Source organism: Lebetimonas sp. JS032 (assembly GCF_000523315.1).
GTDB lineage: Bacteria > Campylobacterota > Campylobacteria > Campylobacterales > Nautiliaceae > Lebetimonas.
This window is the reverse complement of the sequence record NZ_ATHS01000001.1, coordinates 268,611-290,336: the sequence shown is the minus strand read 5'-3', so window position 1 is coordinate 290,336 and position 21,726 is coordinate 268,611. Positions and strand designations below refer to the sequence as shown.

The 21,726-nt window shown below is 29.0% G+C and carries 21 protein-coding genes and 1 CRISPR repeat array (1 of these 22 cut by a window edge); of the genes, 19 read left to right on the top strand and 2 right to left on the bottom strand.

The annotated features are described in order from the left end of the window. Position 1 precedes the first annotated feature (1 nt). A complete protein-coding gene (locus DZ65_RS0101515; RefSeq protein WP_024786939.1) occupies positions 2-1,246 on the bottom strand; it encodes a S41 family peptidase in 1,245 nt (414 codons plus the stop codon). Positions 1,247-1,473: 227 nt separating this feature from the next. Here DZ65_RS0101515 and DZ65_RS11260 point away from each other — a divergent pair, with 227 nt between their 5' ends. The 5 genes from DZ65_RS11260 (at position 1,474) to DZ65_RS0101490 (ending at position 7,642) form a co-directional block, all read left to right on the top strand. Beyond that, positions 1,474-4,086, top strand: coding sequence for an ATP-dependent Clp protease ATP-binding subunit (locus tag DZ65_RS11260; protein WP_024786938.1), 2,613 nt, complete (start codon positions 1,474-1,476; stop codon positions 4,084-4,086). A gap of 112 nt (positions 4,087-4,198) precedes the next feature. After that, the gene (locus DZ65_RS0101505) at positions 4,199-4,573 is read left to right on the top strand and encodes a hypothetical protein (protein ID WP_024786937.1); all 375 of its coding nucleotides are present in this window, start codon (positions 4,199-4,201) and stop codon (positions 4,571-4,573) included. Between the two features lie 9 nt (positions 4,574-4,582). Further along, positions 4,583-5,884, top strand: a complete 1,302-nt coding sequence (gene gltX, locus DZ65_RS0101500) for a glutamate--tRNA ligase (protein WP_024791124.1) — start codon at positions 4,583-4,585, stop codon at positions 5,882-5,884. Position 5,885: 1 nt separating this feature from the next. Next, positions 5,886-6,161 carry a YggT family protein gene (locus tag DZ65_RS0101495; RefSeq protein WP_024786935.1) on the top strand — a complete coding sequence of 92 codons (276 nt, stop codon included), beginning with the start codon at positions 5,886-5,888 and terminating at the stop codon, positions 6,159-6,161. Further along, on the top strand, positions 6,158-7,642 hold the full coding sequence (locus DZ65_RS0101490; RefSeq protein ID WP_024791123.1) for a transglycosylase SLT domain-containing protein: 1,485 nt from the start codon (positions 6,158-6,160) through the stop codon (positions 7,640-7,642). Before DZ65_RS0101495 ends, DZ65_RS0101490 begins: the two co-directional genes overlap by 4 nt. A 300-nt stretch (positions 7,643-7,942) precedes the next feature. Here the strand turns inward: DZ65_RS0101490 and DZ65_RS11255 are convergent, their stop codons facing one another. Beyond that, positions 7,943-8,074 (bottom strand): hypothetical protein, encoded by a 132-nt coding sequence (locus DZ65_RS11255; protein ID WP_255327414.1) that lies wholly within the window; start codon positions 8,072-8,074, stop codon positions 7,943-7,945. Between the two features lie 95 nt (positions 8,075-8,169). Here DZ65_RS11255 and DZ65_RS0101475 point away from each other — a divergent pair, with 95 nt between their 5' ends. From DZ65_RS0101475 to cas2, 14 genes are all read left to right on the top strand, one after another. Further along, complete coding sequence (locus DZ65_RS0101475; RefSeq protein WP_024791121.1) at positions 8,170-8,706, top strand: DUF3293 domain-containing protein; 537 nt, start codon at positions 8,170-8,172, stop codon at positions 8,704-8,706. Continuing rightward, positions 8,706-8,918, top strand: a complete 213-nt coding sequence (locus tag DZ65_RS0101470; protein ID WP_024789162.1) for a hypothetical protein — start codon at positions 8,706-8,708, stop codon at positions 8,916-8,918. The genes DZ65_RS0101475 and DZ65_RS0101470 overlap by 1 nt, the downstream gene beginning before the upstream one ends. Then, on the top strand, positions 8,869-9,462 hold the full coding sequence (locus DZ65_RS0101465) for a ComF family protein (RefSeq protein ID WP_236617331.1): 594 nt from the start codon (positions 8,869-8,871) through the stop codon (positions 9,460-9,462). The genes DZ65_RS0101470 and DZ65_RS0101465 overlap by 50 nt, the downstream gene beginning before the upstream one ends. Positions 9,463-9,572: 110 nt before the next feature. Continuing rightward, positions 9,573-12,014 (top strand): DNA gyrase subunit A, encoded by a 2,442-nt coding sequence (gyrA, locus tag DZ65_RS0101460; RefSeq protein ID WP_024791119.1) that lies wholly within the window; start codon positions 9,573-9,575, stop codon positions 12,012-12,014. A 44-nt stretch (positions 12,015-12,058) separates the two neighbouring features. Further along, entirely contained in the window at positions 12,059-12,541 is a 483-nt protein-coding gene (locus DZ65_RS0101455; RefSeq protein ID WP_051433534.1) for an LPP20 family lipoprotein, read from the top strand. Positions 12,542-12,853: 312 nt separating this feature from the next. Then, entirely contained in the window at positions 12,854-13,537 is a 684-nt protein-coding gene (locus tag DZ65_RS0101445) for a CRISPR-associated endoribonuclease Cas6 (protein WP_024786927.1), read from the top strand. A 43-nt stretch (positions 13,538-13,580) separates the two neighbouring features. Next, complete coding sequence (locus DZ65_RS0101440; RefSeq protein ID WP_024791117.1) at positions 13,581-15,515, top strand: hypothetical protein; 1,935 nt, start codon at positions 13,581-13,583, stop codon at positions 15,513-15,515. Then, entirely contained in the window at positions 15,508-16,488 is a 981-nt protein-coding gene (gene cas7b, locus DZ65_RS0101435) for a type I-B CRISPR-associated protein Cas7/Csh2 (RefSeq protein ID WP_024790547.1), read from the top strand. The genes DZ65_RS0101440 and cas7b overlap by 8 nt, the downstream gene beginning before the upstream one ends. Beyond that, positions 16,478-17,236 (top strand): type I-B CRISPR-associated protein Cas5b, encoded by a 759-nt coding sequence (gene cas5b / locus DZ65_RS0101430; protein ID WP_024790546.1) that lies wholly within the window; start codon positions 16,478-16,480, stop codon positions 17,234-17,236. The genes cas7b and cas5b overlap by 11 nt, the downstream gene beginning before the upstream one ends. After that, positions 17,205-19,445, top strand: coding sequence for a CRISPR-associated helicase/endonuclease Cas3 (locus DZ65_RS0101425; RefSeq protein WP_024791116.1), 2,241 nt, complete (start codon positions 17,205-17,207; stop codon positions 19,443-19,445). The genes cas5b and DZ65_RS0101425 overlap by 32 nt, the downstream gene beginning before the upstream one ends. Beyond that, entirely contained in the window at positions 19,442-19,681 is a 240-nt protein-coding gene (locus tag DZ65_RS0101420) for a hypothetical protein (protein WP_024786920.1), read from the top strand. Before DZ65_RS0101425 ends, DZ65_RS0101420 begins: the two co-directional genes overlap by 4 nt. Further along, the gene (gene cas4, locus DZ65_RS0101415) at positions 19,675-20,163 is read left to right on the top strand and encodes a CRISPR-associated protein Cas4 (RefSeq protein WP_024786919.1); all 489 of its coding nucleotides are present in this window, start codon (positions 19,675-19,677) and stop codon (positions 20,161-20,163) included. The genes DZ65_RS0101420 and cas4 overlap by 7 nt, the downstream gene beginning before the upstream one ends. Positions 20,164-20,171: 8 nt before the next feature. Further along, positions 20,172-21,167: a type I-B CRISPR-associated endonuclease Cas1b gene (gene cas1b, locus DZ65_RS0101410; RefSeq protein ID WP_024786918.1), complete on the top strand. Its 996-nt coding sequence runs from the start codon at positions 20,172-20,174 to the stop codon at positions 21,165-21,167. Next, the gene (cas2, locus tag DZ65_RS0101405; protein ID WP_024786917.1) at positions 21,164-21,463 is read left to right on the top strand and encodes a CRISPR-associated endonuclease Cas2; all 300 of its coding nucleotides are present in this window, start codon (positions 21,164-21,166) and stop codon (positions 21,461-21,463) included. Before cas1b ends, cas2 begins: the two co-directional genes overlap by 4 nt. A 150-nt stretch (positions 21,464-21,613) precedes the next feature. Beyond that, a CRISPR array of direct repeats spans positions 21,614-21,726; the repeat unit is 30 nt; unit sequence ATTAAACCGATACAATTGGAGTATTGAAAT (it continues 1,721 nt past the right edge of the window).

The following is a 21,726-nucleotide window of genomic DNA, read 5'->3' as shown; positions in this document are numbered from 1 at the left end:
CTTATTTTTGATTCGCAATTATCAGTGCTTTTAAAATATTCGCCCCTGTAATCAGTTGTAAATCATTGTCTGTTTTTTTAATTTTTTGATTATATTTTGTTTTTTTAGGTTTAGTTTTATTTAGTTCAGCTCTTAAATGGTTTTTAAGTTCGGATTCTTTAATTAAACCTTCTTTGTTTTCATTAACTTTTTCTATTTTTGCAGGGTGAACTATAATATCCGGTATAACTCCTTTTGCCTGAATGGTTCTTCCGCTCGGAAGATAATATTTAGCTACCGTTAATCTTACCGCTTCATTTTTATTAACAGGAATAATCGCCTGAACGCTTCCTTTTCCAAAAGTGGTTTCTCCCACTATAACTGCTCTTTTTTTGTCTTGCAGTGCCCCGCTCACTATTTCACTTGCACTTGCGCTTCCCCCGTTAACGAGTACAACGATAGGAATGTTTTTGTATGTTCCGCTTGAGTGTGCATAAAATACCTGATTTTCACTTGGGACCCTTCCTTTTTGTGAAACTAAAACGCCTTTGTCGATAAATAAATCGAGCGTGCCCACAGCCTGGTTCAAAAGTCCGCCCGGATTGTTTCTTAAATCAATTATAATACCTTTTTTATGGTATTTTTTAAGATTTAGAAGGATTTTTTTAAGAGAACTTACAACATTTTTATCAAAGCTGCTGATTCTTATATATTCGATGGAAGGATAATTTTGCAGAGCATAAGCTTTAACCGATTTGATTTTAATAATTGCCCTTGTAATTGTTACATCAAATGTTTTTCCTTTTCTTACGACTGTAAGAGTTACTTTTGTACCAGGTTTTCCTCTTAATAAATTGACATCTTCGTCAAGTGTCAAATCAAGTGTTGCTTTGCCGTTTATTTTTAAAATAATGTCTCCGGCTTTTAGTCCCGCTTTATATGCCGGGGTGTCATCAATTGGTGATATAACTGTTAAAACACCGTTTTTTATGCCTATTACAATTCCTAAGCCTCCGAATTCGCCTGTTGTCTGAACTTTTAATTCCTGATAAGCCTTTTTGTCAAGATAGCTCGAATGTGGGTCAAGATTTGGTAAAAGACCTTTTAGTGCTTTATTAATTATAGTGGTTGTATTAAGTTCATCCACATAATATGCCTCTATAATATTTACCACTTTTACAAATTTTTCGTAAGCTGCGAGACGAGTTTCTTTGGTTTCTGCAAATAATGAAACCACCATAAAAACGGCTAAGATTAATTTTTTCATTAAAAAATTCCTTTTTTATGAAATTCTATTATAATTGGAAATAAATTTCAATGGCATAAAATAGTAAGTAGTGAAAATAGTGAGTAGTGAAAATAGTGAGTAGTGAAAATAGTGAGTAGTGAGTTGTGAGTAGATTAAAAAATTTATAAAAAAATGCATTAAAAACTTGACATAAACGCACTCAATTTGATATAATAACATTAACTAAAACTTTAAGGAGGAAGATAATGGAAAAATTATTCGAAAAATTAACAAATCAGATGATGGAATCAATTGAAAGCGGGCTAAGTCTGGCGCTTCATAATAAAAACCCTGAAGTGCATCCGTTGCATGTGGTATGGGGGCTTGTAACAAATACAAATACAGTGCTTAACCAGGCATTCAATAAAATGGGGGTGGATAAAACGGCAATAGAACTTGAATTAAAAAGCGCTGTTGACAGACTCCCAAAGGTAGACAATATTACAAAAGAATCTATTAAAATAGGAAGAGAATTAATCCAAAGTCTGCAAAACTCCGAAGCGCTTGCCACAAGATTTGGGGATAAATATATAGCTGTTGACACATGGCTTATTGCAAATATTGATTCATTTAAAGATACACTTGGTAAATTTGTAGATTTAATGGAACTTAAAAAAACACTTGAAGCAATAAGAGGAGAGAAAAAGATTGAGAGTAAAAGTGCGGATGAAAATCTTGATTCATTAAACAAATATGGAATTGACTTAACGGCAAAAGCAAGGGCGGGTGAACTTGACCCGGTAATCGGAAGAGACGAAGAAATAAACAGAATGATGCAGATTTTAATCAGAAAAACAAAAAATAATCCTATATTGCTCGGTGAACCTGGTGTCGGTAAAACGGCACTGGTCGAAGGTCTGGCCCAGAGAATTGTAAAAAAGGAAGTGCCTACAAGTTTACAAAACAGAAGATTGATTGCGCTTGATATGACGGCATTAATTGCAGGGGCAAAATACAGAGGTGAATTTGAAGACAGGCTAAAAGCGGTTGTTGATGAAGTAAAAGCAAATCCAGATGTAATTTTATTTATAGATGAAATTCATACAATTGTGGGGGCAGGTGCAAGCGAAGGAAGTATGGACGCGGCAAATATTTTAAAACCGGCACTTGCAAGAGGAGAGTTAAGAACCATAGGTGCGACAACTTTGAAAGAATACAGGAAATATTTTGAAAAAGATGCTGCGCTTCAAAGAAGATTCCAGCCTGTAATGGTCGATGAGCCGAGTGTAAATGAGGCAATCAGAATTTTAAGAGGTCTTAAAGAAAGATTAGAAGCCCACCATCAGGTATTGATTAAAGACGAAGCTTTGGTTGCGGCGGCAAAACTTACCGACAGATATATAAGTGACAGGTTTTTACCAGATAAGGCAATTGACGCAATTGACGAAGCTGCAGCTGAGATTAGAATGCAAATAGAAAGCGAACCGTTTGAACTTGCCAAAATAAAAAGAGAAATTGAGCAGATTATGGTGGAAAAAGAAGCTTTGCAGCTTGAGCTTGAAAGCAGCGTAAATAAAGAAAAAATAGAAAAAAGATTAAATGAAATAGAAAAAGAACTTGCAAACCTTGAAGAAGAAAAAAGAAAACTTGAAAGTAAATTTGAAGAAGAAAAAAGAGTATTAAAATCTATTGCCGAAACAAAAGAAGAAATTGAAAAACTAAAAACCCAGGCTGAAATTGCAAAAAGAGAAGGTGATTTTACAAAAGCTGCCGAAATTGAATACGGAAAAATTGTAGAACTCAGAAAAAAAGTGGAAGAACTTGAGAAAAAATGGGAAGAAATGCAAAAAGAGGGAACTCTTCTTAAAAATGCTGTAGATGAAGAAGCGGTTGCCGATGTTGTAAGCAAATGGACTGCAATTCCTGTAAATAAAATGCTTCAAAGCGAACTTGAAAAAATATTGCATATTGAAGACGAGCTTAAAAAATGGGTTGTCGGACAGGATGAGGCTATTAAAGCTGTTGCAAGGGCAATTAAGAGAAATAAAGCCGGGCTTGGCGATCCAAACAGACCGATAGGCAGCTTTATGTTCTTAGGACCGACAGGAGTTGGTAAAACAGAAACAGCAAAAACATTAGCAAGATTTTTGTTTGATGATGAAAAGGCAATGATAAGATTTGATATGAGCGAATATATGGATAAAATTTCTGTATCAAAACTAATCGGTGCCGCGCCTGGATATGTGGGATATGAAGAAGGCGGCCAGTTAACCGAAGCTGTGAGAAGAAAACCTTACAGTGTGGTATTGTTTGATGAGATTGAAAAAGCACATCCGGACGTGTTTAACATTCTTTTGCAGGTGCTTGATGACGGAAGGCTTACAGACAATAAAGGTGTGACGGTTGATTTTAAAAACACAATAATTATTCTAACAAGTAATATTGCAAGCGATATTATTATGGAAATAAAAGATGCTCAGGCCAGAAAAGAAGCTGTTTGGGCGGAACTAAAAAGAAGGATGAAACCTGAATTTTTAAACAGGCTTGATGATGTGGTTGTATTTAATCCTTTAGGAAAAGAACAGGTTAAACAGATTGTTGAAATACTTTTAAGAAAAATTACAACAAGACTTGCTAACAGGGATATTGAATTAATCTTAAGCGAAAGCGCAAAAGATTTTATTGCGGATGTCGGATTTGACCCGGTATTCGGTGCAAGACCTCTTAAAAGGGCAATGGCTGAAGTTATAGAAGATACATTGGCAGAACTTATTCTTGAAGGCAAAGTTAAAGATGGTGACAAAGTGGAATTTGATATAGACGGAGACTTTATAGTGGTTAAGGTAAACGGTACAGAAGCCGGCAGATATCATAAATAATTCTCAGCCCTTTCGGGCTTTTATTAATTAAAATTTAAAAAAGTATCAGACACTAAATATTTGAGTTTTTTGTTTTAATTTTTGTTATAATTTCCATCAAAAAGGTTAAAAAATGTATTTTTGGATTTATGGTATGCATATAATCTTATTTTTTAGTTACGGAGTCTTTTTTCTGCAGTTTATCAAATCTTTACAAAATGATTTAAAAGATAAATTTTTTTTTGGTGTTTTGAGCCTTGTTTTTATGTTGCTGGTTTTATTTGACGGGACAAAACTGATTTTATTAAACCCGGCGGCGGCAAAAACCGGTGTTTGGCTGCATGTGAAACTTACATTTTTTATAGCAGTTATGATAGAAAATATAATTTTATTTTATTTTTTAATAAAAAAGAAAAAATTTACATATAATTCTTATAATATTTTATACTGGATTAACTATTTTGTATTTATCATTATGATTGTTTTAGCCGTATTTAAATTTTTTTAAAGGAAATAAATGTTAAGATTTGCGCCGAGTCCAACAGGGGATATGCATATTGGAAACCTAAGGGTTGCCATTTTTAATTATATAGTTGCAAAACAGAGAAAAGAAAAATATCTTGTAAGAATTGAGGATACGGACAAAGAAAGAAATATCGAGGGAAAAGATAAAGAAATACTAGATATTCTAAATCTTTTTGGAATAAAATATGACCAGGTTGTTTATCAGTCCGGAAATTTTCATCTGCATGGGGAAATGGCAAACAGACTTTTAAAAGAAAAAAAAGCGTTTGCCTGTTTTTGCACGGAAGCTGATATTAATTTTGAAAGAGAAAAGGCAAAAATCGAAAAAAGACCTTACAGATATTCCGGTAAATGCGAATATTTAGATGAAAAAACACTCCAAAAATATATAAAAGAAAATAAAAAATATGTTGTAAGAATTAAAAAGCCCGATAAAAATATAAAATTTAAAGATTTAATAAAAGGAGAGATGGAATTTTCCCCGTTTGAAGTCGACAGTTTTATTATCCTCAGGGCCGATAAAACCCCTACATACAATTTCGCCTGTGCAATTGACGATATGATTTATGATATAACTCTCGTTATCAGGGGGGAAGACCATTTAAGCAATACACCAAAACAGATTCATATAAGACATTTAATCGGATATGATAAAAAAATAGAATATGCGCATTTGCCTATTATTTTAAATGCTGAGGGCAAAAAAATGAGCAAACGCGATAATGCAAGCAGTGTAAAATGGCTGCTTGACGAAGGCTTTTTACCCGAAGCCATTGCCAATTACCTGATATTGCTTGGAAACAGTTTCGAAAAAGAAATATTTACCCTTGAAGAGGCTGTGAAATTTTTTGATTTAACAAAAATTTCCCGTGCACCTGCTAAATTTGATATAGAAAAACTTAAATTTATAAATCAGCAGCATTTGAAAAAATTAACTGATTTATTTAAACTTTTTAAAGTAAATAAAATTTATGAAAATCTGCTTGAGATTTTAAGAGACGAAAGTTCTACTTTAAAAGAGATAAAAGAAAAATTTAATAAGATTTTTGAAAAAAGCGAAGATGAAGAGTTTAAACAGCAAAGAGAAATATTAAAAAAAGAGATTTTAGAAAATGAATTGGAAGAGAGTTATGATGATTTTAAAAAAAGAGTTATGAAAAACACATCTCTTAAAGGTAAAAAACTTTTTATGCCTTTGAGGGAACTTTTAATAAATGAAAAACACGGGGCGGAAATAAAAGATTTATATACAGCAATGTTGCAGTATCTTAAAGAAATAATAAAGAGGAGATAAAATGAATGCTATTTTAATATCGATTTTGCAGTTTATTAATTTAATAATAAGCATATATGTATGGGTCGTGATTATTGCCGCTTTGATAACCTGGGTGCAGCCAAATCCTTACAATCCGATTGTTCAGTTTTTGTGGAATGTAACGGAGCCTGTTTACAGATGGATTAGACGTTATATCCCTACTCGTTTCGGAGGGTTTGATATTGCACCGATTGTTTTAATATTGGCTTTGGAATTTTTGCAGATACTTATTAATAATATAATTATGAGCTTATGATAATTATTTTATTTATTCCTCTTTTTCTTTTTTCGCTGAATCTATCAAATATACTTGCACATCCAAAAAGTTATGTACGGGATTTTTATCTTACGGAATTTATGAAAGAGACAAATTCCACTGTTTTGGCTTATAAAGCATATAATTCCCTTTATAAACCAAAGCCTTTTTTACATTTAAAAATATTGGCTCAAAAAGATAAACTTTTTGAAAACATTTATAAATGTATAAATGTAAAAAAAGAATATTTAAACGATGTGGATGTTTCCTGTATTCAGGGCGGAGGGTTAACCCTAAAAACAATTTCAACGCTTGATAAAAAAACATTAATTAATTTGTATACTAAACTTGCAAATGGCAAAGTAAAAGAAGCCATAAAATGCTTTATTGATGATGATTTTTCCAAAATTTTCAAAAACAGGAATCTGGGCTATTATTTTATTTTGAATTTTCCGGACAAAAGAATTGATCAGTATATAAATAATTTTTCTATTTTTGAAGACAGTTATTTTTATATGTTTGTAAAAAGTGTTGTTTTAAACAATTTACCGAAACTTTCCGATTCTCTTTTAAAAATTAATTATAAGAATTTGGACAAAAAATCCAAATGGTGGCTTTTTTTAAATGCTATGAAATGCAATAAAGAGAAATTGGCACTAAATATCTTACAAAGCATGTCGAAAAATTCAAAAACAGATTTCTGGCTGTGGCGTTTAACAAATGAAAAAAAATATTTTAACGCCCTGCTTAAAAGGACAAGAATAGATTTTTATACACTTTTTGCATATGAAGAGGCGAATAAAAAATTTTTCATAAAAAATAAAATTATTTATAATTCTGTAAAATCCCCTGAGTACAATGAAAGTAACCCCTGGGATATTTTAAAATTTTTTGATGATTTTAAAAGGTCAAAAGATTTGTTTGCTTTTGCCAGAAAACTTGACAATAATGAAACGCTTGCTTTAAAGGCCTTGGTTTTGGACAAGGCTTTTAATTATAAAATTAATATATTTATAACACCCGATATTTATAATGATAAAAACATAAGTTTTAAATCGTTTGTTTATGCAATAGCCAGGCAGGAGAGCAGGTTTATTCCTTCAAGTGTAAGCAGAAGCTACGCACTCGGGACTATGCAGATAATGCCGTTTTTGGTAAGAGCTATGAAAGGAGATGTTTTCAGGCAGTTTAATTGCAGAGAAAATATAATATTAGGGGTAAAACATTTGAAATGGCTTTTTTCAAAACTTAAAGACCCTTTAATGGTTGCCTATGCTTATAACGGAGGAATAGGATTTGTAAAGAGAAAAGTAATTCCAAATTTTAAATACAGGGGGAAATATGAGCCTTTTTTGAGTATGGAATTAATTCCTTTAGATGAATCAAGAGAATATGGGAAAAAAGTTATAACCAATTATATTATTTATTCCCATATTTTCGGAGATAAAAATTTAACTTTGCATAAACTACTTAAAAAATGAGCTTAACCTCTCCCCAGTCTTTGCTTTTATATTCTAAAATATAAGGTTTGCCTGTATCTGGGAATTTTACTAAATAATAACTCATCCAGGAATTGTAAAAAGGGAAATTTTTATATAAAATAAATTTAGGTATTTTGGAGGAAATTTTAACAGGCTTTTGTCCGTTTAAACAAATTGAAAATTCCTGGTTTGTTAACTGATTATCAAAATCATTATAAATTCCTATTAAAAAAGCGGGGTTTTCGAATTTATTTTTATACAAGTTATTTAAATAAACCGCATCAATTAACGATTTTGTCTCTAGAGAATTAATATTTGGGCTCTTTGGGTATATTTTAGTGTTTTTTCATAAAAAGGGTCGTGTTTTAATGCCTGTTTGATAGAACATCCGCTAAAAAAAATCAATAACAGTATGAATAAAAATTTTTTCATTCCAAACTCCGTTTTATTATTGTTAATTTGTATTATAACATATTGATTAAATAAAAAAAATTGTGTAAAATGGAAAAAAACCAAAAGAGGCAAAAATGCGTTTTAATGTTATTGGAATAGGCGATTATAAAGGAAAATGTATTTATGACGAAGCGGAAGATGCTTTAATGGTTGATGAAGAAATAGTTCTTGATTTTAAAAAAAAATATAAAGATTATTTAAAATATACAAAATTTTTAATTAATTCAATCAGTGGGAGAGGGTGGCTTTCTTTTCAGTTTATTCCCGATGATTATGATGTCTTAAAAAGAAAATTTGCAATAATAACTGCTCATAATCCCAAAGGTCTTATTTTAAACGATTTTTTAAATTTTTTGAAAAATACCGAACTTGAAGTTATATTGAAAACATTTGGATATGAATATTTTTCGAGTGTGGGGGAGCTGTTTGATCACGGCGAATATTCTTTTATAGTTTATGATATAGAAAAAGACGACGCACTGAATATTGCAAAAGAGTTTGACCAGTATTCTTTTTTTTATAATTCGGGAGAATATATTTCAATTACAGAATGTGAAAGTAAAGAAGATTTGCTCAATTATAATTATATGATTCATTTTAAAGGAAATTAATGCACGATTTACAAAACAGAAAACTGACAACCGGAGAAAAAATGGGGGTAAGCGCAGCACTTATAATGTTTGTGGCTGTCGGTATGATTATGGGCGGAACCACGGCGGGCAATGACAATCTGGTTCTTGCAGGCGGTGGTGTTTTTAGTATAGGTGCAGCAATTGCTCTGTATTTGCTTTTTAAACACAAACCGAAGGACAAAGATTTTTAAATGTATAATCTGCAATAATTTCAGTTTTGAAATTATCTGCAAAGAATGCCAGAAAAAATATTTAAAGCCCGATATAAAAATAAAAAACAATACCGTAAGTTTTTACAGATATGACGAAATTGAATGGCTTGTCAAATACAAATATCACAGATTCGGAGACAGGGTTTTTAAAATTCTGGCCGAAAATTCATTTAAAATTTTTGCACAAAACATTAATGAAAAATTTTTTGTAATTCCTGTTGATGACAAGATAAAAAAAGGTTTTTCCCATACGGCAATACTTGCAAGATCAATGAAAAATAAATTTTTAACTCCTTTGTTTAACTCTTTACATTCCGCAAATAATGTTAAATATGCTGGAGAGTCTCTTGAATTTAGATTAAAAAATCCAAGAAATTTTAAATATTCAGGGCCTAAAAATATAGATGTCATTTTGGTCGATGATATAAAAACAACCGGCACTACCCTGAATGAGGCAAAAGAGGTTTTATCCCAATATGGGGTGAATGTATATTTGAGTATAGTACTGGCTGATTTGTCTTAAATTTTATAAAAATAATGATTTGCAAAAATAATTTTGTCAGTCTTTAAAGATTTTACTTTCCTTAATTTCTGCGTCTTTTTTGGTATAATATTAATTAAAAAAGGATTTAAATGCAGATAATTCCTGTAAGTATTGAAGAAACCCTTGCAAAAAGTTATTTAGAATATTCAATGAGTGTGATTGTGGGAAGGGCTTTGCCTGATGTAAGGGACGGTTTAAAGCCGGTTCACAGAAGAATACTGTATGCAATGTATAAAATGGGTATCAGTGCCAGTTCTCTATATAAAAAATCTGCAAGAATAGTCGGGGATGTAATAGGTAAATATCATCCCCACGGTGATAGTGCCGTATATGAAGCGCTTGTAAGAATGGCCCAGCCTTTTTCTATGAGAATGCCTTTGATTGACGGGCAGGGTAACTTCGGTAGTATTGACGGTGACAACGCCGCCGCTATGAGATATACAGAAGCGAGGCTTACCAAAATAGCCGAAGAGCTTCTTAAAGATATAGATAAAGATACCGTTGATTTTATTCCGAATTATGACGGCAGTGAAAAAGAACCTGTTGTTTTACCCGCCAGGTTTCCAAATCTCTTGGTAAACGGCAGCAGTGGTATTGCCGTCGGTATGGCTACAAATATTCCTCCGCATAATTTAAGTGAATTAATTGACGCATTGATTTATATGATAGATAATAAAAATGCAAAACTTGAGGATATTTTGAAATTTGTAAAAGGTCCGGATTTTCCTACAGGAGGCACAATTTTCGGTAAGAGTGGAATAATAGAGGCCTACAAAACAGGAAGGGGCTCTATTAAAATAAGGGCAAAACATCATATTGAACATAAAGGAAATAAAGAAGTAATAGTAATTGACGAACTTCCTTATCAGGTGAATAAAGCAAAACTGATAGAAAAAATCAGTGATTTGGTTAAAGATAAGGTGCTTGACGGAATAAGTGAAGTAAGAGATGAAAGCGACAGAGAGGGAATCAGGGTTGTAATAGAGCTTAAAAAAGACGCAATGAGCGAAATTATTTTAAATAATCTTTATAAGCATACACAAATGCAGGTCAGTTTTGGCGTGAATATGCTTGGAATTTATGACAAACAGCCAAAACTTTTTAACCTTTTTGAACTTCTTGATATTTTTATAAAACACAGAAAAACTGTTGTTATCAGAAGAACAATTTATGAACTTGAAGAAGCCAAAAGAAGGGCTCATATATTAGAAGGGCTTAGAATTGCACTCGCTAATATAGATGAAGTTGTAGAATTAATCAAAAAATCTGCCGATACAAAAGAAGCAAAAGCTAATTTAATAGACAGATTCGAACTCAGTGAAATCCAGGCCCAGGCGATTCTTGATATGAAACTCTCCCGCCTGACTTCTCTTGAAATTGAAAGACTTGAAAAAGAGTATAAAGAGTTAATGGAAAAAATTGAATATTTAAATTCGATTTTAAAAAGCGAAGAAGTTTTAAACGGTGTCATTAAAGACGAACTTCTTGAAATTAAGAAAAAATATCCTACCCCAAGACTAACCGATATTGTAGACGATTATGATGAAATAGATATAGAAGATTTAATTCCAAATGAAGAAATGGTGTTAACTATAACTCACAGAGGTTATGTAAAAAGGGTTCCTCTTAAAATATATGAAAGACAAAACAGAGGCGGTAAAGGCAAAAAAGCGCTTACAACATACGAGGATGATTTTATAGAGGATTTTTATGTCGCCAATGCGCATGATACATTGATGATTATTACCAACAAAGGTCAGCTTCACTGGCTGAAAGTTTATAAAATTCCTGAAGGAAGCAGAACCAGCAAAGGTAAAGCAATAGTTAATTTAATTAACCTTGACAAAGACGAACAGATTCAGACTATTATCAGAACAAGCGATTTTGATGAAAACAGATCTTTGGCATTTTTTACAAAAAACGGAATTGTTAAAAGAACAAATTTAAATGAATTTAAAAATGTAAGAAGTACAGGAGTCAGGGCAATTACGATAGATGAAAATGACGAACTTGTAACAGCTACAATTGTAGAGCCTGAGGATAAAGAGCTCTTTATTGTTACAAAGAAAGGACAGGCCATAAGATTTCCTGTGGATACTGTAAGGGAAATGGGGAGAGGGGCCAGAGGGGTTAAAGGTATTACCTTTAAAATTCAAGGCGATGAGGTGGTAGGCGCCCTTGCTCTTAAAGATGAGAATCAGGAAATTTTAAGCGTAAGTGAAAAAGGCTTTGGTAAAAGAAGCGAAGCCAACCTTTACAGATTAACCAACAGAGGCGGAAAAGGCGTAATTGCTATGAAGCTTACCAACAAAACAGGTGATTTGGTAGGTGTGGTGGCCACAGAAGAAAATCATGATTTGATGGTTTTAACAAGCAGCGGTAAAATGATCAGGGTCAGTATAGATTCAATATCCAAAACAGGTAAAAATACCCAGGGCGTAAGAATAGTAAAACTCGACAGTGGGGATAAAGTAGTCAGTATTGCCAAAACTCCAAGTGAAACTGATGAAATAGAAGAAGAAAATAATTAAAGTTTTTTCTTTTTTTTCCGATTTTGAAAACAAAAAGGTTAAAAATGATTAAAAAAATCATTCTTGCAGTGTCATTATTGTTTATAGGATGTGCAGGTACACAGGTGACAAATAAAAACACAGAGCCGGTTTCTAAAAAAGTTGCAGTAAATAAAGAATATAATGAAAATATTATTCTGAATAAACCCGAATCAAAAAAAAGTGACATACTCACTCTTTATGTAACTGGTGAAGGTGTTGCCCCAGTTGATGCCCTAAATGCCGCCCAGGCTAAAATTTTGGCAAGACGCGCGGCAATTGCGGATGCATACAGACAGCTTGCAGAAAAAATGTATGGTGTAAAAGTAAATGCAAAAGAAACTGTAAAAGATTTAATGCTTAAAAATTCAGATGTCAATACTTACGTTGAAGGTGTAATTAGAGGAGCCGATATTCAGGCGGAAAAATTTGAAGACGGGATTTATTATGTAACTATGAATTTAAAACTTGATGTAAGGATGTGGAATAAATTTATTAATAATAATTAGTTTCCCCCTTTTTCTTTTTGCCGATTATTATCTTTCTTTTCAATTAGTTTCAAATAATGCAACTGTAAAAAAGTATACTCTTAACTGTTCAAAAGCTTTAACTTTTTCAAATTCGCCCAAAAAACTGATTTTTTCCATTAAATCAGATGAAACAGATGCTTTAAAATTATGTAAAAAAGAAAAAGATAAAATAATTTTAAATCTAAGTTATATATATTCAAAAAATAATTATTTAAAACTTACTTTTCCTCCTAAAAGATTTGATATCATTATAAATAACGGAACTGCTTATTTTTATTTGAAAGAAGAATAATGAAATTTTTTGAGTTAAAAATAAATGTAAATTTAAAAACCCCTATACACTTTCAAAAATCACCCGAGGCTGTTTCAAAACTTATTGCCACTTCTTTGATTAGTTCAGGTTTTGAAAGACATAAAAATAATGAGCCTAAAAATTATGTTTTTTCAAATCTCGGAAAAGCTGACGCTAAAGGATTTTTTGAAAAAGGAAATATTTATTTCCGCTCTTTCGATGAAAACTTGGCTAAAAAGGTTTTAAATTCACTGTTTTTATATGAAGACAATATTTTTAAAGTTAAAGGTGTTGAATTTAAAAAAATAAAATATAAAAAGATAAATTATATGCTCTCACTTAATCCTGTTTTTGTAGTTATGAAAAACGGAGACTTTTGGACTTTTCAAAAAAACGGGGATTTAATAAATTTAATGAGTGCCCTTCAGGATAATTTAATAAGAAAATACGAAATGGTCTTTAATGAAAAATTAAAACCTGAAAATAATTTCATGGAATATATTCAAATAAAAAACAATAAACCCCAGACATTTTTTTATAAAGGGCTTAAATTTTTCGGCTGGAAGTTTTATATTGTACCAAGAAGTGACGAAGTCTTCCAAAAGCTGGCTTTCACGGCTCTTGGCACAGGTTTAGGGCACAAAAACAGTGCAGTTGGAGGGGGATTTTTGAAATGGGGATAAAAGTTTATGATAAACTTTTAAAGTTATTTTGTAAAGGTGTATTATGATTAAAGAAATAATAGATATTGGAAGAGTATCTAATAGACTAGGCTCAGTATTTACTTTTAAAGGTTTACCTGAATATTATGTAGAAATTATTTTAGAATGGAATGGTAAAGATTTTAAATATAATGATGAAAAAAGCAAAATTAGACATTTATCTGAAGATAAAGATTATGATAAATTGGGAAATGAATTATATTTAAAATATGGTGTTCATAGAGGTAAAAAAAGCAATATTTTATATATTTTTCCAAGCTCGTTTATATACGAGAATAAGGAAAAAACATTAGAACAAATTATTAATTTTTTAGTTATGGAAACAAAATACCATAAAGTATATGAAGAAATCAAAAAAAATTACTTTAAAGGGAAAAAAGTTTCTAAAAAAGATGCTGATAGAATAATTTATCCAGAAATTATAAAAATGTTAATTGATAATAAGATACCATTTTATCCAAGAATAACAAAATATTTTAAGGCTATTTTGTCTAATATTGATAAAATAGATGAATTAGCCAATTTAGCGAAATTAAAAATAAAATCAGAATTAAAAGGTAAAATAGAAACTAAAACAATAAACGAGCTATGTAAAAAAATTCCTATAATTATAACTATACAGAAAAATAACAAACAAATGTATTTTTATAAACATAGCCTTTTATTTAAAGTTTTTGAAAATATTGAATTTAACAATTCTGCAAAATTAATAAAAAAGAAAAACTCTTCAAATTGCAACATATATACAAATAAAAAAGCAAAGGCTTATCCAAGTGGGGGGTTTTATTATCCATTTTCTACTGATAAAAATAATGTGAAATACAATCTTAAAGATGACGAAAATCTCTTTTTGTTGTCAAAAGAAGCTTATATAGACTTTATGATTGGAAGAACTTTTTTAGAAACACATAACAACTTTTATTTTATGGGGTTATATAGTTATATTACTGCTACTAGTTTAAATGATAATGTATTAAAAAGTTTTCAAAATGATATAAAAGAGTCTAAATCAAATTTAGATGGATTAATAAATTTAATAGATAAAAATATTTCAAATCCAAATCGTTTTGATATTTTATTGAATTTTTATTTCTGGGAACCTGCAAAAACTGGGGGTGGTAAGGAAATAATAGAGTTTGTAAAAGATATTATTCCTTCACAATTAGTGTTAAAAATAAAATTATTTGAAAAATTAAAAGATTCTTATAAAACAAAATTTAATAAAACATTAAATATTAAGTGGCAACAGCATATTTATAATATTTTTTATAAAGATTCAAATAAAAAATTTAGAACCTCACTTTTTAGAAAAATCGCTTTGGGTGATAAAATAGATATAAATAGATTAATGATTGTTATGAATGAAAATATGCAATATAGCATTAGCAAATCTGAGGACAGTAAAGACAAATACTATTATGGCACAGTAATTAAACATTTGTTGTTTTTGAACTGGATTAATGAAATAAATAAAGGAGAAATCAAAATGAACAATGATGAAAAAAGCATAGATTTTTTTGTTGGTCAAACTTATGAAGAAAAACTAACCTACTTTTTAAATAATGCAAATTTAGTAAAAGATTCACCATCTATGAAACTTGGAGTTTGTGTTGGGCTAAGTTTACAAATACTTAGTTGGTCAATTAACGGTTATGATAAAAAAATTTTATCTTTTGTTGGTAAAAGAATTGAAAGAAATAATCTAAATTCAGTAGAAGCATTTATGAACGAAATTTTTGCAAAAACAAAATTTCATGAATATGAAGGATTGCAAAGTATAAATATAAAATTAGCAACAATGCAAATGATTCATTTAACTAATGTAACTTTTAATAAAGATGAATTTATATTTGGGCTATTTTTAGGAAATGAGTTATATAATAATGTAAAATCTGAACAAGATTCAAATCCACAAAATGAAGGAGAAAATAATGAGTGATATTAGAAAACTAAATAAAAGAGAATTTTTGTTTTTATATGATGCAAAAGATTGTATTCCAAATGGAGATCCATTTACAGGTGAACAAAGATATGATGAAGATACTCAAACTGCTTTAGTATCTGATGTAAGGTTAAAAAGATATATTCGTGACTTCATTGATAATAATTACGAAGATGAAACAGTTTTTTATTCTGATAAAAGTGGCAAAAAAACAACTGGTTCAAGAGCAGTGGAATTATCATCTGAAAAAATGGAAGTTGTAAAGAAAAGTAAAAAAACAGAAGAATTTGATATCGTAAAAAATTTAGAACAACTAAAAGAAAAATGTATAGATGTAAGATTGTTTGGTGTTGTAGTTGCTGGAAAAAATGATGAATATAATACTCAAGCAACAGGTGCAGTTCAATTTAAAATGTTTAACAGAACTCTAAATAAAGTTTACCTGCCAATAACTCAAAACACATCAATAATGGTAAGTAGTGAAGGAAATGCACAAGGAGCAATAGCAACATATAGTTATCTTCCTTATGGGCTTTTTTCTTGTGTAGGCTATTTTAACCCAACTACTGGTATAGAAAATAAAGTCAAAGAAGAAGATTTGAAAAAGATGAAAATAGCACTTTGGAATGAAATAAACAATAAAAATACTCGTTCAAAAAACTCTCAACAATCAAGGCTTTTGATTGAGATAGAATACAATGATGATTACTATAAAATCCCTGATATTGAGTATTCTATAAAGTTAAAAAATGAAAAAAAATTTAAATATAGAGAATTTGACGATATGAAAGATGATTTAAATTTTGATGAACTTATCAAATTTTTAAATAACTCAAAAGATTTGATAGAAAATGTAAAAATTTACATTGATACATTTTCTTTTGAAAAAGATTTTTTAAAAGTTGATAATGAACTAAAAGATAAAATAAAATATTTTGCTATTCAAGGTAAAACTATAAGTGAGCTTTAAAATGATAAAAGAGGTAATTAGTTTTAATTTAAATGGTGATTATGCACTTTTTAAAAAGCCTTTTGCAAACTCTCAGCCTCAATCATTTGTAATACCGCCTAAAACTGCAATTTTAGGAATGATTGGGGCTATAATGGGGTGGGGTAAAAATGAATATATAGAAAAATTACCATTTGAAAAATTTTTGTATTCAGTAAAATTATTGACCCCAAAAATTAAAAAAGATCTGATTGGAATTAATTTAATGCAAGGGAAAAGTGCAAAATTTACTTTTAATGAAAATCCATTAAGAAATCCTCCCCAAAGAGGACAGAGGAGTCCAACAAGATTTGAATTTTTAAAAGATATGGAATGGAAAATATTTTTAATTATTGATGATGATAAAATAAAAAAGGAATTAATTGATAGGTTAAAAAATAATAGATTTGTTTATAATCCATATCTTGGCTTACAATCTTTGTTTGCAAAAATTGAGTTTAGTGAAAAATTTGATGTTGAATTAGCAAAAAATATCAATAATAACTTATATACTTCATTTGAAAAGGATTTTATCAAATTTAAAATTAACAAACCGGTAACATTTTATAATGAATTAATTCCTGTTTATTTTAACCAAGATAGAAGTTTGCCAAGAACAAAAGAGATAATAAGTTTTGTTGGTGATTATGTAATAGAAATTACAAATAAAGATAAATTAAAAGGAAAATTGTATAAAGATGAAAAAGATAGACTCTATCAATTCTTTTAGTTTGATTTCTCATACTGAACCAGATAGAAAATTGATAGTTCACTTAAGAGAAGTTTATAAAAAAGCTAAAAAAAAATTTGATGAACTTGATATTAATTTTAAACTATTAAATATTTCAAAAGATGAGTTTAAACAATTGTTAAAAATAGCTTGTTATTGTCATGATTTTGGAAAAACTTCTATATATTTTCAAAATAAATTAAAAAAGGATAATTTAAGCATAAAAGAAAAAAAGCTTTCTGAACATGGTTTAATTTCTGCATTTTTTGGATATTTTGTTGCTATTAATGAATTTCAACTTGATGAAAGATTAGCTTCATTTGTATTTATGGCTATTAGGTATCATCATCTTAATTTAGATAATTCAGAAGAGATGCAAAAAGTTGATGAATTAGAAAAAATTTTAGAAATTTTTAAAGGTATAAAGAAAAATAGTAAAGAAGTAGATAGTATCTACTATAAACTTTTAAAATTAGAAAATATCACAGAAAAGTTTGAAAAATTTCTAAATGAATATAAAAATAGAGTTTTTATGGAAGATATTGATTATATAGACCCATATTTTTTTAGGTTTAAGGATTATAAAGATAATGATATTTTTATTTTTATGGTGCTTTTTTCATTACTCATTTATGCAGACAAAGAAGATGCAATTTTTAGAGATAACATTTTAAAAACTTTTGATGAATTGAGAATAGATTCTAATAAAGTTGAAAAATTTAAAAGCAATTATTTCAAAAATAAAAATAAAACTCCACTTGATAATATTAGAGAAAAAATTTACAAAAGTTTAATAAAAGAGTTTGAAAATAAAAATATTAGCTCTAATAAAATATTTTTTATAAAACTTCCAACAGGAGCAGGAAAAACACTTTTGCTTTATAAGCTTGCTATGATGATACAAGAAAAAGATAAAAATAAAAGAGTTTTTTATTTACTCCCATTTATCACATTGATAGAGCAGAATGCTTCTATCTTAAAAGAACTTTTAAATTTTATGGGATTTGATACAAATGATAATAGATTATTTTTAGAAAAGCATTCATTAAGTGGAGAATTTGAAATAAATGACAATAGTAGTGATGAATATGATATAGATAAAAAACAATTTTTATTAGATACATTAGAAAGTAATTTTATAGTTACATCTTTTCACCAGCTATTTTATGGAATTTTTAAAAGAAAAAATGCTCTCTTAAAAAGATTTCACCAATTTATCAATAGTGTTATTCTAATAGATGAGGTTCAATTAATCCCACTAAAACATATGTATACAATTACTAAATTTTTAAAATTTATGAGCGAAATTTTTAATTGTAAAATTATTGTCGCAAGTGCTACTTTTCCAAATATTAAAAAAGAGATTTTAAAAGATAGCTATACATTTAAAGAAATAAACGAGATATTAGAACAAAAAGAGATAGATAACTTTTTCAACAGATATGAAATAAATATAGATATTTCAAAAACATATTCACAAGATAGCTTATATGAAAAAATAGATCAAAAACTTAAAACAAATAAAGAGTTACTTTTTAGGGTAAATACTGTAAATATTGCAAATGATATATATGAATATCTTATGAAAATAGATAGTAATTATGCTAAAAATAACATATTTTTACTCACAAGTGCTGTTGCACCAATTGTTAGAAAATCTATTATCAAAAAAATAAAACAAAACTCAAAAAATGGTATAAAACAAATTGTTGTAGCAACCCAATTAATTCAAGCAGGTGTTGATATATCTTTAGAAGATGGCTTTGAAGAATTAGCACCACTTGATTTGATTATTCAATCAATGGGAAGAAGAAATAGAAGTGGAGAGAAACAAGAGATTGGAAAAGCTGATATAATCAAAATTGCAAGATTTATTAATAATAAAGAGTTTGAAGGTTATAAAATATACAATCAATTTGATATTAAACAAACTATAAATATACTTGATAAATACAAAAAGATTAATGAAAAAGATGTATATGAACAAAAAATTTTGGATAAATACTATAACTCACAACCCAATAATAAAATAATAGATAAAGATTTAAATGAATTAAATTTTAAAAATATTGATGAAAATTTTAAACTTATTCAAGAATCACCGCTTAGTTTTAGTTTTTTCATACCTTTAGATGATAAAGCTAAAAAATTATGGGAAAAATTAGTGGAATTAGATAAACGAAAAAGAGAAATAAAAAAAAAAATATGAAAGAGATTGAAAGCAAATATTCAAAAATTAAGAAAAATGTAAGTTTATATACGGTCAATCAAAATTTTTACTATTGGAAAGATAGTGATAAAGATATAGTTATTTCAACGATAAAAGAAAATTTTGAAAACGCACTTGGTATTTATCTATCCACAAATGAATTTTTTGACAAAGATACTGGTAGTTTAAAAATAGTTGAGTTTGTTAAAGATAGGGTTGAAGGGTTGTTTTGGTAGACCTCACGGGAACGCTAATCTCATACTACTTTATCTGCAAAACTAAACTTTGGCTTTTTTATAATAAAATAAATCTTGAAGATAACAGCGAAGATGTTAGAATTGGTAAGGTTTTGCACGAAATAGATGAAACAAAAGTAAATGAAGTTAGTTTCGAAAATATAAAAGTAGATAAAATCACAAAAGATTATGTAATTGAAGTAAAAAAGAGTGATTCTGATTTGGAAGCGGCAAAATGGCAATTGCTTTTTTATTTATACAGACTTAAACAAAAAGGAATTATAAAAAAAGGCAAGCTTGAAGTTTTTGAAAAGAGAAAACAAAACAAAAAAAGAATTGAAATAGAACTTAACGATGAAAATGAAAAAAGGCTTTTAGAAATAATAAAAGAGATTGAAAATCTGCTGAGTTTACCTATGCCTGAGCCTGTGTTTGAGAGTAAATGCAAAAAATGTGCTTATTATGAATTTTGTTTTTTGTGAGGGATAGGATGAAAACAAAATATATTTTTTCAATGGGTGAAATTAAAAGAAAAGATAATTCAATTGCTTTTAGAAATGAAAAGGGGTGGAAATATATTCCTGTTGAGGCGGTAAGGGAAATATATTTTATGAATGAAGTAAGTCTTAATTCAAAATTTTTGGATTTTTGCAGTAGGGCTGGGATAGTTTTGCATTTTTTTAATTATTTTGGAAATTACAGTGGGAGTTTTTATCCAAAAGAAAAGTATATTAGTGGAAATTTGACTATTAAACAGGTTAAAGCATATGAAAATGAAAGATTAATTATTGCAAAAGCGATTGTTTTAGGGATTAGTGAAAATATATATGAAGTTTTGTATCACTATTTCAGGCACGGTAAAAATGAACTTCAAGAATTTTTGAGATATTTAAGAGAGAATATTCCAAGGTTTATTGAAAAAGTGGATAATATCAATAAACTTTTATTTATCGAAGGAAATATATGGGCTGGGTTTTATGATAGTTTCAAATATTTTTTGCCTGAGGAATTTTTGTTTAATAAAAGGGTTAAAAGACCGCCTGATAATCCTATGAATGCTTTGATTTCTTTTGGCAATACCCTGCTTTATACTAAAACAGTAAGTGCAATTTATAAGACACATTTAGACCAGTCTATTAGCTTTCTGCATACTCCGAGTGAAAGCAGGTTTAGTCTGAGCCTTGATTTAAGCGAAGCATTTAAGCCCGTGATTGTTTTTAGAAGTATTTTTGATTTGGTAAACAGAAAAAAACTGAGAGTTGAAAAACATTTTGATAAAAAATTTAATTATGCCCTTTTAAATGAAGAAGGCAAAAAAATTTTTATAAGTGCTTTTGAGGAAAGACTAAATGAAAAATTTAAACATAAAACACTTAAAAGAATGGTGAGTTACAACAGTGCTATTAAGCTTGATGGGTACAAACTTATTAAATTTTTAATTCAAAATAAACCATTTAAACCTTTTAGCTTGAAGGAAAAGAGATGAAAAAAGATTATAAAGTTAATTATGTTTTTTTGATGTATGATATTGCTGATGAAGAGAGTGAAGCCGGAAAAAGAAGGGTGCATAAGGTTTTTAAAATCTGCAAAAAATATCTAAATCATCATCAAAAATCTGTTTTCAGAGGTGAAATATCGCCGAGTAATTTAATTAAACTTCAAAAAGAACTTAAAAAAGTCATAGATGAAGAACTTGATTTTATAACTTTAATAAAACTTAAAAATAAAGAGAGCTTTTTAGAAGATACAATTGGTAAAAAAGAGAATAATCTTTTTATCTGATTTCCAACCTTTTTTTCTTGACAATATTCTCAAATATCGATAAAATCGTAATTAGAAAAAGATTTTTGAAAATTTAATTTTTTTTTGAATTTGGTTGGAAAAACCCCAATTTTCGGGATATTACTTTTCAAAAAGCCCGAAATTTGATGCATTAAACCGATACAATTGGAGTATTGAAATCTATATTAAACCGATACAATTGGAGTATTGAAATAAGAAGATTAAACCGATACAATTGGAGTATTGAAATACTATTAAACCGA